The following is a 14,865-nucleotide window of genomic DNA, read 5'->3' on the forward strand; positions in this document are numbered from 1 at the left end:
CAATCGTGCCGATGTTGACGTGCGGTTTTGTACGCTCAAACTTTTCCTTTGCCATGATGGCCTCCTTTTTCGGTAATGAAGGGAGCCCGTTAACCGAGCTCCCTCAAATCTTCGCTTATGCGTATTTCGCCTGGATCTCGTCCGAGATGTTCTGCGGAACCGGATCGTAGTGGTCGAACTGCATGGTGAACTGGGCACGGCCCGACGACATCGAACGCAGAGTGTTGATGTAGCCGAACATGTTCGCCAGCGGAACGAACGCGTCGATCGCGATCGCGTTGCCGCGCGGCTCTTGTCCAGACACCTGGCCACGACGCGAGGTCAGGTCGCCGATGATACCGCCGGTGTATTCTTCCGGGGTGATCACTTCGACCTTCATGATCGGTTCCAGCAGCTTCGCGCCAGCTTTGCGCATGCCTTCACGCATACACATCCGCGATGCGATTTCGAACGCCAGAACGCTCGAGTCAACGTCGTGGAACTTACCGTCCAGCAGGGCAACCTTGAAGTCGATCACAGGGAAGCCAGCCAGCGGGCCGCTATCCATGACCGAGTTGATGCCTTTTTCAACACCGGGGATGTATTCCTTCGGAACAGCACCACCTACGATGCGGCTTTCGAACGAGTAACCCTCGCCTGCCTCGGTCGGCTGGATCTCCAGCTTGACTTCGGCGAACTGACCCGACCCACCCGACTGTTTCTTGTGGGTGTAGGTGTGCTCGACAGGCATCGAGATGGTTTCACGATAGGCCACCTGCGGTGCACCGATGTTCGCTTCAACCTTGAACTCGCGCTTCAGACGGTCAACCAGGATGTCCAGGTGAAGTTCGCCCATGCCCTTCATGATAGTCTGACCCGATTCCAGGTCGGTTTCCACACGGAAGGACGGGTCTTCGGCGGCCAAACGGGCCAGACCCTGAGACATCTTCTCTTGGTCGCCCTTGGTCTTGGGCTCAACCGCGATCTCGATCACCGGATCGGGGAAGGTCATGGTTTCCAGAACCACCGGGTCCTTCGCATCACACAAGGTGTCACCGGTCGTCGTGTCTTTCAGACCCGCCAGCGCGATGATGTCGCCTGCAAACGCTTCTTCGATCTCTTCCCGGTTGTTCGAGTGCATCATCATCATACGACCGATGCGCTCTTTTTTACCTTTGGTCGAGTTCAGGATCGAGTCACCCTTGTTCATGGTGCCCGAGTAGATCCGAGTGAAGGTCAGCGAGCCAACAAAGGGGTCGTTCATGATTTTGAACGCCAGACCCGAGAAGGCCATATCGTCATCAGCACGACGTGCGATGTCACGAACTTCTTCTTCGTCGCCGGGTTTGAAGCCCATGTAATCGACAACGTCCAGCGGGCTGGGCAGATAGTCGATCACAGCGTTGAGCAGCGGTTGAACGCCTTTGTTCTTGAACGCCGAACCACCCAGAACCGGAACGAACGCGATTTCCAGAGTACCTTTGCGCAGCAGGGCGCGCAGGGTCGGGACGTCGGGCTCATTGCCTTCCAGGTATTCCATCATCGCGTCGTCGTCCATTTCGACGGCCGCTTCGATCATTTTACCGCGCCATTCGTCAGCCATGTCTTTCAGGCTGTCACGGATCGGAGCTTTGACCCAGCTTGCGCCCAAATCTTCGCCCTGCCACAGCCATTCTTCCATGGTGACCAGGTCAACCAGACCTTCCAGCTCGGTCTCTGCGCCGATCGGTATACCAACCGGGACAGCACGTGCACCGGTACGGTCTTCGATCATGCGAACGCAGTTGAAGAAGTCGGCGCCGATCTTGTCCATCTTGTTGACGAACACCATACGCGGAACCTTGTAGCGGTCAGCCTGACGCCACACGGTTTCGGTCTGGGGCTCAACACCGGCGTTTGCGTCCAGAACGCAGACGGCACCGTCGAGAACCGCCAGCGAACGTTCGACTTCGATGGTGAAGTCAACGTGGCCGGGGGTGTCGATGATGTTCAGGCGGTGCTTGGGCGAGTCAGCAGTTACACCGTCTTCGGTGCGTTCCCAGAACGTGGTGGTCGCAGCCGAAGTAATGGTGATGCCGCGTTCCTGCTCCTGCTCCATCCAGTCCATGGTGGCTGCACCATCGTGCACCTCACCGATGTTGTGGGATTTGCCGGTGTAAAACAGGATGCGTTCCGAGCAGGTGGTTTTACCTGCATCGATGTGCGCCATGATACCGAAGTTACGGTAATGTTCGAGTGTATATTCGCGTGCCATTTTGATAAGCCTCTGGAATTACCAACGGTAATGGCTGAAGGCTTTGTTTGCCTCGGCCATCTTGTGGGTGTCTTCGCGCTTTTTCACGGCAGTACCGCGGGACTGTACGGCGTCCAGCAGCTCGCCTGCAAGGCGCTCTTCCATGGTGTTTTCGTTACGGCCACGCGCAGCAGTAATCAGCCAACGGATGGCCAGTGCTTCGCGGCGCTCGGGGCGCACTTCGACCGGAACCTGATAGGTTGCACCACCAACCCGGCGCGAGCGAACCTCGACCGACGGTTTGATGTTGTCGAGCGCTTCGTGGAACACTTCGACAGGAGCGCGCTTAATCTTGCCTTCAACGCGGTCAAACGCGTTGTAGACGATGCGCTCTGCGACCGACTTCTTGCCGTCGATCATCAGGTTGTTCATGAATTTGGTCAGTACCTTGTCGCCAAATTTGGCGTCAGGCAGGACTTCGCGTTTTTCGGCGGCGTGACGACGTGACATATCAGCCTCTCCTTCTTACTTGGGACGCTTCGCGCCGTATTTCGAACGACGCTGCTTACGGTCTTTGACGCCCTGAGTATCCAGAACACCGCGCAGGATGTGGTAACGCACACCGGGAAGGTCTTTCACACGGCCGCCACGGATCAGAACAACCGAGTGCTCCTGCAGGTTGTGGCTTTCACCGGGGATGTACGAGATGACCTCGAACCCGTTGGTCAGGCGCACCTTGGCAACCTTACGCATAGCCGAGTTCGGCTTTTTCGGTGTGGTGGTGTACACGCGGGTGCAGACGCCGCGCTTCTGCGGGCACTGCTCCAGGTGCATGGACTTCGAGCGTTTTACTTTCGGCTGCCGCGGCTTGCGGATCAGCTGTTGGATCGTTGGCATTCCGGTTATATCCCCGTTTTGCAACACACATGACATGCACGCGCGATGCGTGCGGTTAAATTCGCTGCACTCATGCGTCCACAAGCGCAAAACCCGCGAGCGTTCCCATTCCGAGGTGAACGTCGCGGTTTGTTATCAGAGGGCGCGAACGGCAAAATTGTCCGGGCCTTGACCAGTTCATTACTGGAATCGGTTGCGGGGCGGCCCCCGGCACCGAGATGACGCGCGTATAGGGGGAGTCGGCCTGACTGTCAACAGCACGCCAGGCTTGGGTATCGTCAGGCTGGATCGTGTTGGGTTATAAAAGCCTGTTACGCACATTCAAGACCCTTGGCCGGTTGCGGGGCGGGTAGCACGCGGGCATAGTCTGATAGTGCCAAAATCCAGGGATGAACTATGCAAGTCATCGGCCTGTGCCGCTTTTCCTATCCAGCCATTGGCGGTTTTCAAATCGAACACGACACGATCGATGATCGTCGGGAATACCTTTATGCCCCCAAGCGCCTGGACGAACGGTTCCGCTTGTTCGAAACCATCACATTGCCGGGGCTGCGGGTACAATCGGATGAAGATTTCGATTTTGTCATCGTGATTGGGGATTGCCTGCCCAAAGATGCGTCTGACAGGCTGCGTGATCTGACCGCAGAAATAAAGCAAGTCCGCATCATCGCTCAGCCTCCCGATGAGCATCGCAAGGTCATGAAGCGTATCCTGAACCGCGCACGCTCCAATCCAGAGAAACCGTGCATTCAATTCCGGTTGGATGACGACGACGCAGTCGCCGTGGATTTCGTCGAAAGGCTACGGCGCGCGGCACGCGATTGCACGGGGCTTATTCAGGCCAATCACACCGTCGCCATCGATTTCAATTGTGGATATCTGGCGGAGTTAAGAGCGGACGGCATTCATGCTATGCACCTCTATCGTGGCCTGATTTCGGCTGGTTTGGGGATGTATGTCGGCGCAGGATGCGATTTGACGATCATGAACTTTGCGCATCAGCGCATGGGCCGCTTCATGCCCGTTGTCAGCTATCCGGATGCACCGATGTGGATCCGATCTCTGAACGGGTTCAACGATTCCCCAAACGCGCGCAAAGGCAAACTTAAATTGGAGCCTTTGGACGAAGATCATAAGGGCACGTTTGCAAATCGCTTTGGCGTGCAAGCAGATGCCGTGCCACAGGTTTACTCCGACGCCTGAACGGCGCGTTCCCGGAACAGGGTGAATAAGCCCGCCCCGACGACCAAGGTCGCGCCAATCATCGTCACCTTGTCTGGCCAATCACCAAAAACCAGCCAACCCAAACCCAGCGCCCAAAGCAAGCTGGAGTAACGAAACGGCGCAACGAACCCAACCTCTCCTACCCTCATAACCAAGACGCTGAAGACGTATCCCATCAGAACGAAAATCGCCGCCGAAGCCACGAGGCTTCCAGTTACAAGAGGAACTGGCGCCCAACCCTCGAACGCCGAAACTACGGCCGCTGTTACGGTTATCGACAGCGATGTCGCCAGAGTGACCACCATCGAGGGAACGTCCGCAGACATGCGACGGGTGATCAGATCTCGGGCGGTGACGGACATCATGGCGATCAACGCATAGATCGCATAGAGGCTGAACCCGTCCGGGCCGGGTCTGACGATTAGCAACATACCCGCAAAACCCATTCCGATCGCCACCATTCGCCGCCAGCCTATGCTCTCCTGGAAAAAAAGCGCCGCGCCTAGAGTTACCGTCAGGGGCAAGGCCTGCAGTACCGCCGTCACATTCGCCAACGGCATGTTCTTCAGAGCGGTCAGGAAAAAGAATGTGGCCGACAGCTCGGTCAGGCAACGAAGTAAAACCAGCCATTTATCATGTCTCGAAAAGTTCAGATGCAGGGTGCCCAGGTGTCGCGCCAGCAAATACACGAGGATCGTTGCCAGAACTCCACGCATGGCGATCAGTTGAAATAGCGGCAAGTCCTGCAACGCCGATTTCACCAGTGTATCATTGACGGTAAAAGCCGCCATGCTGCCCATCATCAGCAGCGCGCCTTTGACATTTGGAGTCATACTGGTGGAATCCGCCATTCAAATTTCCGGCTCATTGGCCGAAAACCGAACCGGGTTGTCAACTGGCATCGTCCAGCGGTCTGCAATTTCGGAAACTTGCCAATCGCAAGCGTGTCAAAGTGAAAACTCGACCAGCGTGTGTGGCAGACCAGACAGAGCCTTTTCTATTCGCGGCGCAATCTCGGACCAATCGCCGCCTGCGAGGCCGGCGCCAATCAGTGGATACCCGATACGCGCGGCTGGGAAGCTGCGTGCAATTTCGTCGAAACATCCTGAGATGGCTTCGTAATCGGCCTTTCTACCCCGCCCTCTCCAATCAAATTGAGTGTAGGCGTTCACGATCACAAAACTGACCGCCTCTCGGTTAATAGAGGCCGTTGAAATGGTGCCAAGTTTTGATCTGACCCCATATTCGGTCAGTTTATCAGCCTCGTAGGCTTCCGGGAAATCTGCAGCAATGGTTTTTGCTATTCCCGCACCCATCTTATGAAAGCAATTGCAGCCGTGGACGATGACGTCGAACTCACCATCCAAGGCCAGCTGAATAAGATCACCTCTTATTTTTTGCATCGTTTTCTTCTCCGTCCAATCGCAGTTCATCCCGAACTTGCATCGATATCTTACCAAGCTCGTTCAACCCTTGCCCATCCGGCCCGAAACCCAAATAGGAATCCATCAGTGCGTTTTCGACGATCCGCGCCTCACCGGTGGATAGCAAAAACTGCCGGGGTGTTCGTGCGTTTTGTATTTCACCCGCACCGCATCCAGCATGATCTGGTCTTTCACCTCTTCCCAATATTCCCTGAGCGGTACTTTCCGCGTCATGCCAAGCGCTTTGGCATCTTTTGGCCTGCTACACTCTCTGATGCGTTTACGGTAAACTACGTCCCGAAAATTTTGGGCCTGAAAGAAGTGTTCTACCGTGCGCCACCACTGGTCGTCGATAGCCACGCCATAAGCCGCAAAGTTTGAATACTCGGCATATGGATCGGTTTGAGCATCAAAGTAGATGACGGGATCAATATCGTTTTCAGCCATGGTGGTACTAGCACCGGAAAACCCCGGAAACGCAATATCCGGTTCGCAGGCTGAACGTTATGCGGCAAAAGAAATGGCCCCGCGAAATCGCAGGGCCTGATCTTTGCAAATTTACAGTTGCTTACTCGCGGCTTTCCGGTGTTTCCACCAGAACGTCCAGCTCGTCTCCGACCATATCGTCGTCGATCATCGGAGCAGCCAGAGCAGCGGCCGCTTCGGCCTCTTCCCGACGGGCTTCGATAACCACATTGTCGCGCGATTGGGCGATGTGGCGGACGCTTTGAGTGGCTCCACCGGTCCCGGCCGGGATCAAGCGACCAACGATGACGTTTTCTTTCAGGCCAACCAGCTTGTCCTTTTTGCCCTGAACCGAAGCTTCGGTCAGAACGCGCGTAGTTTCCTGGAACGACGCCGCCGAGATGAACGAACGTGTCTGCAGCGAGGCCTTGGTGATACCCAGCAGGATCGGTTCGCCCTGAGCCGGACGGCCACCACGCGAGATCGTCTTCTCGTTGGCTGCGTCAAACTCCTGCTTGTCGACATGCTCGCCTTTCAGCAGGGTGGTGTCACCTGAATCCAGGATCTCCCACTTCTGCAGCATCTGGCGCACGATAACCTCGATGTGCTTGTCGTTGATCTTCACGCCCTGCAGACGGTAGACGTCCTGCACTTCGTCGATCATGTAGTTCGCCAATGCCTCAACACCCATGATGGACAGGATGTCATGCGGTGCAGGATTGCCGTCCATGATGTAATCACCCTTCTGAACGAAGTCACCTTCCACGACGGGAATGTGCTTGCCCTTGGGCACCATGTACTCGATCGTTTCCATCGACTCGTCAGCTGGTTCGATGCTGATGCGGCGCTTGTTCTTGTAGTCGCGGCCAAAGCGCACGTAACCATCGGCTTCTGCGATGATCGCGTGATCTTTCGGACGGCGGGCTTCGAACAGTTCGGCCACACGCGGCAGACCACCGGTGATGTCCTTGGTTTTGGCGCCTTCACGCGGGATACGCGCGACAACGTCACCGGCTTCGATGGTCTGGCCATCTTCGACCGACAGGATCGCATCCACCGACATCGGATAGTGAACCGGGTTGCCCGCATCGTTGCGGACCGGCTCGCCATCTTCGCCAACCAGAATGATCTCGGGCTTCAGGTCGCTGCCTTTGGGGGCGGCGCGCCAGTCAACCACGATCTTCTGGGTCATGCCGGTTGCTTCGTCGGTCTCATCACGAACCGCGAGGCCCGAAACAAGGTCAACGTATTTAGCGGTACCTGCTTTCTCGGCGATGATCGGCAGGGTGTAGGGGTCCCATTCGAACAGCTTGTCGCCACGCGCCACCTTGGTGCCATCCTTGACGAATAGCTTGGAACCGTAACCCAGCTTGTGGCTGGCACGTTCCTCACCGTGCTCATCGTTGATCACCAGCTTCATATTCCGGCCCATGACCAGGCTTTCACCTGCGGCATTGACCAGTATCTGCGGGTTCTCGAACGAAACAACGCCGTCCTGGCTGGCTTCCTGGAACGACTGTTGACCACCCTGGGCAACACCACCGATGTGGAAGGTCCGCATCGTCAGCTGTGTTCCGGGTTCACCGATCGACTGAGCGGCGATGATGCCGACAGCCTCACCCGTGTTGACCATGGTACCGCGCGCAAGGTCACGACCGTAACAGGTGGCACAGACGCCTTCCTCAGACTCACAGGTCAGGGGCGAACGGATGCGCATCGACGCAACAGCGGCCTCATCAATGGTGTCCGCCATGCGCTCGTCAATCAGCTGACCAGCGGCAACGATCACTTCATCCGTTCCCGGACGAAGAACATCGTCGGCAGCTACACGACCCAGTACACGTTCGGCCAGCGATGCAACAACCTCGCCATCGTTAACCGCGGCTTCTGCAGTGATCGCGCGCTCGGTGCCACAGTCAATATCGCGAACGATGCAGTCCTGCGCCACGTCCACCAGACGACGGGTCAGGTAACCCGAATTCGCCGTCTTCAGAGCGGTATCCGACAGACCCTTACGGGCACCGTGGGTCGAGTTGAAGTATTCAAGAACGGTCAGACCTTCCTTGAAGTTCGAGATGATCGGCGTTTCGATGATGTCGCCATTCGGCTTCGCCATCAGGCCGCGCATCCCGCCCAGCTGCTTCATCTGGGTGACCGAGCCACGCGCACCCGAGTGGGCCATCATGTAGACCGAGTTCGGTTCCTGTTCAGACCCGTCCGCTGCCCGATCCGAAGACGAGATCGTGCCCATCATCGCGTCGGTGACGCGGTCGTTACACTTCGACCAGGCATCAACGACCTTGTTGTACTTCTCGCCCTGAGTGATCAGGCCGTCCATGTACTGCTGTTCAAAGTCCTTCACCTGACTGCGGGTTTCGTCCACGATGCCCCACTTGTCATCCGGGATCACCATATCGTCCTTGCCGAAGGAAATACCGGCTTTGAACGCTTCTTTGAAACCCATCGACATGATCTGGTCACAGAAGATCACCGACTCTTTCTGACCGCAGTAACGGTAGACGGTGTCGATCACCTGCTGCACTTCTTTCTTCCGCAGCAGACGGTTGACCAGCTCGAACGGAGCTTTGTTATTCATAGGCAGCAAGGCACCCAGACGCAGACGGCCTGGGGTGGTCTCGAAACGCTTCTGAACTTCATTGCCTTCGTCGTCGATCTGCGCGATCCGCGCAGTGATCTTGGTGTGCAAGTGCACTTCGCCGGAATCCAACGCGTGCTGAACTTCGTCGATCGAACCAAACACCTTGCCTTCGCCCGGCATGCCTTCACGTTCCAGGGTCACGTAGTACAGACCCAGGATCATGTCCTGCGACGGAACGATGATCGGCGCGCCGTTTGCAGGCGACAGAACGTTGTTCGTCGACATCATCAGAACACGCGCTTCCAGCTGAGCTTCAAGGCTCAGCGGAACGTGAACGGCCATCTGGTCACCGTCGAAGTCAGCGTTAAAGGCCGAACAGACCAGCGGGTGCAGCTGGATGGCTTTACCTTCGATCAGAACCGGCTCGAACGCCTGAATGCCAAGACGGTGCAGCGTCGGCGCACGGTTCAGCATGACAGGGTGTTCGCGGATCACCTCGTCGAGGATATCCCACACTTCGGGACGCTCTTTCTCGACCAGTTTCTTCGCCTGTTTCACGGTCGAAGACAGACCCTTGGCTTCAAGGCGCGAGTAGATGAACGGCTTGAACAGTTCCAGCGCCATCTTCTTGGGCAAACCACACTGGTGCAGCTTCAGTTCCGGGCCGGTCACAATGACCGAACGACCCGAGAAGTCGACGCGCTTACCCAGAAGGTTCTGACGGAAGCGACCCTGCTTACCTTTCAGCATGTCCGACAGCGATTTCAGCGGACGCTTGTTGGCGCCGGTGATTACGCGGCCACGACGGCCGTTATCGAACAGAGCATCGACGGATTCCTGCAGCATCCGCTTTTCGTTGCGGACGATGATGTCAGGTGCACGCAGTTCGATCAGACGCTTCAGGCGGTTGTTCCGGTTGATGACGCGGCGATACAGATCGTTCAGATCAGACGTCGCGAAACGGCCACCGTCCAGCGGAACCAGCGGGCGCAGTTCCGGCGGAATGACCGGGATCACGGTCATGACCATCCACTCGGGGCGGTTGCCCGACTCGAGGAATGATTCAACAACCTTCAGACGCTTGATGATCTTCTTGGGCTTCAGCTCGCCGGTCGCTTCGGCCAGATCAGCGCGCAGCTGCTCGGCCTCGGCTTCCAGATCGATCTGGGCCAGCATCTCGCGGATAGCTTCAGCACCGATATTGGCGGTGAACGCGTCCATGCCATAGGCATCCTGCGCGTCCATGTACTCTTCTTCGGTCAGCATCTGGCCGTAGGTCAGGTCGGTCAGACCGGGCTCGATGACGACGTAGTTTTCAAAGTACAGAACACGTTCCAGATCGCGCAGCGTCATGTCCAGCATCAGACCGATGCGGGACGGCAGCGATTTCAGGAACCAGATGTGTGCGACGGGCGCGGCCAGTTCGATGTGACCCATACGCTCGCGGCGGACTTTCTGCAGTGTGACTTCCACACCACATTTCTCGCAGACAACGCCGCGATATTTCATCCGTTTATATTTGCCGCACAGGCATTCGTAATCTTTGATCGGGCCAAAGATACGCGCGCAGAACAGACCGTCACGTTCAGGCTTGAACGTCCGGTAGTTGATGGTTTCGGGTTTCTTGATCTCGCCATAGGACCAAGACAGAATCCGCTCGGGCGACGCCAGCGAGACCTTGATCTCGTCAAAGACCTTCGGGGGCGTCAGCGGGTTGAACGGGTTGTTGGTGATTTCCTGGTTCATTTGTTACCTCAAATCTTGCGGAAGGGGGGACGGGAGAAAGGGCAGCGCCCTTACTCCTCAACCTCCGCATCCAGGAGTTCCATATTCAGGCCGAGGCCACGGACTTCTTTCACCAGAACGTTGAACGATTCCGGTACGCCCGCTTCAAAGTTATCCTCGCCCTTGACGATCGACTCATAGACCTTGGTCCGGCCGGCGACGTCATCCGATTTCACGGTGAGCATCTCCTGCAGGGTGTAGGCGGCGCCGTAAGCTTCCAGAGCCCAGACCTCCATCTCACCAAAGCGCTGGCCACCGAACTGCGCCTTACCACCCAGCGGCTGCTGGGTAACCAGGCTGTACGGCCCGGTCGAACGCGCATGGATTTTATCGTCCACCAGGTGGTGCAGTTTCAGCAGGTACTTGATGCCCACGGTCACCGGACGCGCGAATTGCTCACCCGTACGACCGTCGAACAGAACCGACTGACCGCTTTCCGAGAAACCCGCACGCACCAGCGCATCGTTGACGTCAGCCTCTTTGGCACCGTCAAAAACTGGGGTCGCGATCGGAACACCACGGGTCACGTTGCCCGCGGCCTCGATCAGATGACCTTCGTCCATGCCGGCAATGCCTTCTTCATAGACATTTTCGCCATAGGCCAGCTTCATCGCCTCGCGAACCGGGGTCAGATCGCCGGAACGGCGGTATTCACCCAGCGCTTCGTCGATGTTCAGACCCAGACCGCGCGCGGCCCAACCCATGTGGGTTTCAAGGATCTGACCAACGTTCATACGCGAAGGCACGCCCAGCGGGTTCAGACAGAAGTCGACCGGAGTACCATCGGCCAGGAACGGCATGTCTTCCATCGGAACAACCTTGGAGATCACACCCTTGTTCCCGTGACGACCGGCCATCTTATCGCCCGGCTGCAGCTTGCGCTTCACGGCGATGAAGACTTTGACCATCTTCATCACACCCGGCGGCAGGTCGTCGCCACGGCGGACTTTCTCGACCTTGTCTTCAAAACGGGCGTCCAGAGCACGCTTTTGCACTTCGTACTGCTCGTTCAGAGCTTCAACGATCTGTGCATCCTGCTCGTCTTCCAGCGCCAGCTGCCACCACTGACCACGGGTCAGCATTTCCAGCAGGTCCTCGGTGATTACCGATCCTGCCTTGACACCTTTCGGACCTTTGACAGCGGTTTTACCCAGGATCAAACCTTGCAGGCGCGCATAGATGTTGCGGTCAAGGATGGCCAACTCGTCGTCCCGGTCACGGGCCAGACGTTCGACTTCCTCACGCTCGATCTGCAGCGCACGCTCGTCTTTCTCGACACCGTGACGGTTGAAGACGCGGACTTCCACGACCGTACCGTAATCGCCCGGCTTCACGCGCAGCGAGGTGTCGCGCACGTCAGATGCTTTTTCACCAAAGATGGCGCGCAGCAACTTTTCTTCCGGGGTCATCGGGCTTTCGCCCTTCGGAGTGATCTTGCCGACCAGAATATCGCCCGGTTCAACATCCGCGCCGATGTAAACGATGCCCGCCTCGTCGAGGTTGCGCAGCGCTTCTTCACCGACGTTTGGAATGTCGCGGGTGATCTCTTCCGGACCCAGTTTCGTGTCACGAGCGGCGACTTCGAATTCCTCGATATGGACCGAGGTAAAGACGTCATCACGCGCAATACGTTCCGAGATCAGGATCGAGTCTTCGTAGTTGTAGCCGTTCCACGGCATGAACGCGACGACGACGTTCTTACCCAGAGCCAGTTCACCGATATCGGTGGACGGACCATCGGCAATCACTTCGCCTTTGCCAACAGTATCACCGACTTTCACCAGCGGACGCTGGTTGATGCAGGTGTTCTGGTTCGAACGCTGGAACTTGCGCAGACGATAGATGTCAACGCCCGCGTCGCCCAATTCCAGATCTTCGGTGGCGCGAATAACGATACGCTGGGCATCGACCTGGTCGATGATACCGGCGCGTTTCGCCTGGATCGCAGCACCCGAGTCGATCGCAACCTTTTCCTCGATCCCGGTACCGACCAGCGGCGCCTCGGCCCGCAGCAGCGGAACCGCCTGACGTTGCATGTTCGAGCCCATCAGAGCGCGGTTGGCGTCGTCATTTTCAAGGAACGGGATCAGCGATGCAGCAACCGAAACCAGCTGTTTCGGCGACACGTCGATCAGGTCCACATTCTCGCGCGGGGCAAGGGTGTAGTCACCGGACTGACGGGTCGATACCAGATCGTTGATGAACTTGCCATCCGCATCCAGCGTCGCGTTCGCCTGCGCCACGGTGTGACGCATTTCCTCGGTCGCGGACATGTAGTGAACCTCATCGGTCACCTCGGCGTCTTTGACGACGCGGTAAGGTGTTTCGATGAAGCCATACTTGTTCACGCGGGCAAAGGTAGCCAGCGAGTTGATCAGACCGATGTTCGGACCTTCCGGCGTTTCGATCGGGCACATCCGGCCATAGTGGGTCGGGTGCACGTCGCGAACCTCAAAGCCCGCGCGCTCACGCGTCAGACCACCCGGGCCAAGCGCCGAAAGACGGCGTTTGTGGGTGACTTCCGAAAGCGGGTTGGTCTGGTCCATGAACTGCGACAGCTGCGACGAGCCAAAGAATTCGCGGACAGCAGCTGCAGCCGGTTTTGCGTTGATCAGGTCCTGAGGCATGACGGTGTCGATTTCAACCGACGACATACGCTCCTTGATCGCGCGCTCCATGCGCAGCAGACCGACGCGGTACTGGTTTTCCATCAGTTCGCCGACCGAACGCACACGACGGTTGCCGAGGTGGTCAATATCGTCGATGTCACCTTTGCCGTCACGTAGTTCAACCAGCGCCTTGATGCAGGCCACGATGTCTTCGCGGTCCAGCGTGCGCTGTGTGTCCGGCTTTTCGAGCGCCAGACGCATGTTCATTTTCACGCGACCAACGGCAGACAGGTCATAGCGCTCGCTGTCGAAGAACAGCGTGTCGAACAGGGCCGACGCAGCCTCGACGGTGGGCGGCTCACCCGGACGCATGACGCGGTAGATGTCCATCAGCGCGCTTTCACGGCCCATGTTCTTGTCTGCGGCCATTGTGTTGCGCATGTATGGACCGACATTGATGTTGTCGATGTCCAGAACCGGGATGTCGGTGACGCCGGCATCTATCAGTTCTTTCGCGGTACCGCCGATCAGCTCACCGTCTTTGTCGTATTCCAGCGTCAACTCATCACCGGCTTCGACGTAGATCGCTCCGGTTTCTTCGTTGATGATATCTTTGGCGACAAATTTGCCAACGATGTGATCGAAGGGAACCAACAGGTTAGTGACACTGCCTTCATCGATCAGTTTCTTGACCGCGCGCGGGGTGACTTTCTTGCCTGCTTCGGCAATCACTTCACCGGATTTCGCGTCAACAAGATCATAAGTTGGACGAGTGCCACGAACGCGTTCCGGGAAGAACGGTGCGATCCAGCCCTTCTTCTTGTCCAGCTTGTAGGACACGGTGTTGTAATAGGCGTCCATGATCGCTTCCTGATCCAGACCCAACGCGTACAGCAGGGTTGTCACAGGCAGTTTACGGCGACGGTCGATACGGGCGAATACTATGTCCTTGGCGTCGAACTCAAAGTCCAGCCAGCTGCCGCGATACGGGATGATGCGGCAGGCAAACAGCAGCTTGCCCGAGGAATGGGTCTTGCCCTTATCGTGGTCAAAGAACACACCGGGCGAACGGTGCATCTGGGACACGATCACACGCTCGGTGCCGTTCACGATGAAGGTACCGTTCGGTGTCATCAGGGGCATGTCGCCCATGAACACGTCCTGTTCCTTGATGTCCTTGACCGACTTGGCGCCGGTATCCTCGTCGACATCAAACACGATCAGGCGCAGAGTGACCTTCAGCGGCGCGCTGTAGGTCATGTCGCGCTGCATGCACTCTTCGACGTCATATTTGGGTTTTTCCAGATCGTATTTCACGAACTCCAGAACGGAGGTTTCGTTGAAATCCTTGATCGGGAAAACCGACTGGAACACGCCTTTGATGCCTTCGCCGTCAGTCGGCACGTCAGCATCGCCGGAGCGCAGGAATAGATCATAAGAAGATTTCTGTACCTCAATGAGGTTCGGCATCTCCAGCACTTCGCGGATTTTGCCGTAGTATTTCCGAAGACGTTTCTGGCCAAGGAACGATTGAGCCATGTCAGATGTCACCTTTCGATGTTCTCAGCGGGCAAAGACACCGTCGGGCCCCGGCGCCTTGCACATTAGAGACGACACGTCCGGATCAATTCGTGGCCACCGTCCCGAATG

At 57.2% G+C, this 14,865-nt stretch carries 8 protein-coding genes and 1 pseudogene; 1 reads left to right on the top strand and 8 read right to left on the bottom strand.

Translation table 11 applies throughout. The annotated features are described in order from the left end of the window. Positions 1-115: 115 nt before the first annotated feature. The 3 genes from fusA to rpsL are packed head-to-tail and all read right to left on the bottom strand — an operon-like array spanning position 116 to position 3,109. A complete protein-coding gene (gene fusA / locus AC2TDA_RS19240) occupies positions 116-2,233 on the bottom strand; it encodes an elongation factor G (RefSeq protein ID WP_480880362.1) in 2,118 nt (705 codons plus the stop codon). A gap of 18 nt (positions 2,234-2,251) precedes the next feature. After that, on the bottom strand, positions 2,252-2,722 hold the full coding sequence (gene rpsG / locus AC2TDA_RS19245; protein ID WP_008756926.1) for a 30S ribosomal protein S7: 471 nt from the start codon (positions 2,720-2,722) through the stop codon (positions 2,252-2,254). A gap of 15 nt (positions 2,723-2,737) precedes the next feature. Next, the gene (gene rpsL / locus AC2TDA_RS19250) at positions 2,738-3,109 is read right to left on the bottom strand and encodes a 30S ribosomal protein S12 (RefSeq protein WP_005621086.1); all 372 of its coding nucleotides are present in this window, start codon (positions 3,107-3,109) and stop codon (positions 2,738-2,740) included. 396 nt (positions 3,110-3,505) lie between these two features. Here rpsL and AC2TDA_RS19255 point away from each other — a divergent pair, with 396 nt between their 5' ends. Beyond that, complete coding sequence (locus AC2TDA_RS19255) at positions 3,506-4,312, top strand: putative rhamnosyl transferase (RefSeq protein ID WP_480880363.1); 807 nt, start codon at positions 3,506-3,508, stop codon at positions 4,310-4,312. On the opposite strand, the gene AC2TDA_RS19260 is transcribed toward AC2TDA_RS19255, so the two are convergent. The 5 genes and pseudogenes from AC2TDA_RS19260 to rpoB all read right to left on the bottom strand — a co-directional run bounded on the left by AC2TDA_RS19260 (position 4,297) and on the right by rpoB (position 14,754). Further along, positions 4,297-5,166 carry a DMT family transporter gene (locus AC2TDA_RS19260; protein ID WP_480880546.1) on the bottom strand — a complete coding sequence of 290 codons (870 nt, stop codon included), beginning with the start codon at positions 5,164-5,166 and terminating at the stop codon, positions 4,297-4,299. The two genes, AC2TDA_RS19255 and AC2TDA_RS19260, sit on opposite strands and share 16 nt — an antisense overlap. A gap of 114 nt (positions 5,167-5,280) precedes the next feature. Next, complete coding sequence (locus tag AC2TDA_RS19265) at positions 5,281-5,736, bottom strand: macro domain-containing protein (protein ID WP_480880364.1); 456 nt, start codon at positions 5,734-5,736, stop codon at positions 5,281-5,283. After that, positions 5,717-6,204 (bottom strand): annotated as a pseudogene (ybiA, locus tag AC2TDA_RS19270) (riboflavin biosynthesis intermediates N-glycosidase). The gene AC2TDA_RS19265 and the pseudogene ybiA overlap by 20 nt, the downstream one beginning before the upstream one ends. A 121-nt stretch (positions 6,205-6,325) precedes the next feature. Beyond that, a complete protein-coding gene (rpoC, locus tag AC2TDA_RS19275; RefSeq protein WP_480849336.1) occupies positions 6,326-10,567 on the bottom strand; it encodes a DNA-directed RNA polymerase subunit beta' in 4,242 nt (1,413 codons plus the stop codon). A 50-nt stretch (positions 10,568-10,617) separates the two neighbouring features. Further along, on the bottom strand, positions 10,618-14,754 hold the full coding sequence (rpoB, locus tag AC2TDA_RS19280; RefSeq protein WP_480880366.1) for a DNA-directed RNA polymerase subunit beta: 4,137 nt from the start codon (positions 14,752-14,754) through the stop codon (positions 10,618-10,620). Positions 14,755-14,865: the final 111 nt, after the last annotated feature.

The organism is Ruegeria sp. HKCCD6426 (assembly GCF_057221115.1).

Excerpts from the sequence above, each read along its gene's own strand:
- fusA (WP_480880362.1), bottom strand. The coding sequence starts at position 2,233 with ATGGCACGCGAATATACACTCGAACATTACCGTAACTTCGGTATCATG.
- rpsG (WP_008756926.1), bottom strand. The coding sequence starts at position 2,722 with ATGTCACGTCGTCACGCCGCCGAAAAACGCGAAGTCCTGCCTGACGCC.
- rpsL (WP_005621086.1), bottom strand. The coding sequence starts at position 3,109 with ATGCCAACGATCCAACAGCTGATCCGCAAGCCGCGGCAGCCGAAAGTA.
- AC2TDA_RS19255 (WP_480880363.1), top strand. The coding sequence starts at position 3,506 with ATGCAAGTCATCGGCCTGTGCCGCTTTTCCTATCCAGCCATTGGCGGT.
- AC2TDA_RS19260 (WP_480880546.1), bottom strand. The coding sequence starts at position 5,166 with ATGACTCCAAATGTCAAAGGCGCGCTGCTGATGATGGGCAGCATGGCG.
- AC2TDA_RS19265 (WP_480880364.1), bottom strand. The coding sequence starts at position 5,736 with ATGCAAAAAATAAGAGGTGATCTTATTCAGCTGGCCTTGGATGGTGAG.
- rpoC (WP_480849336.1), bottom strand. The coding sequence starts at position 10,567 with ATGAACCAGGAAATCACCAACAACCCGTTCAACCCGCTGACGCCCCCG.
- rpoB (WP_480880366.1), bottom strand. The coding sequence starts at position 14,754 with ATGGCTCAATCGTTCCTTGGCCAGAAACGTCTTCGGAAATACTACGGC.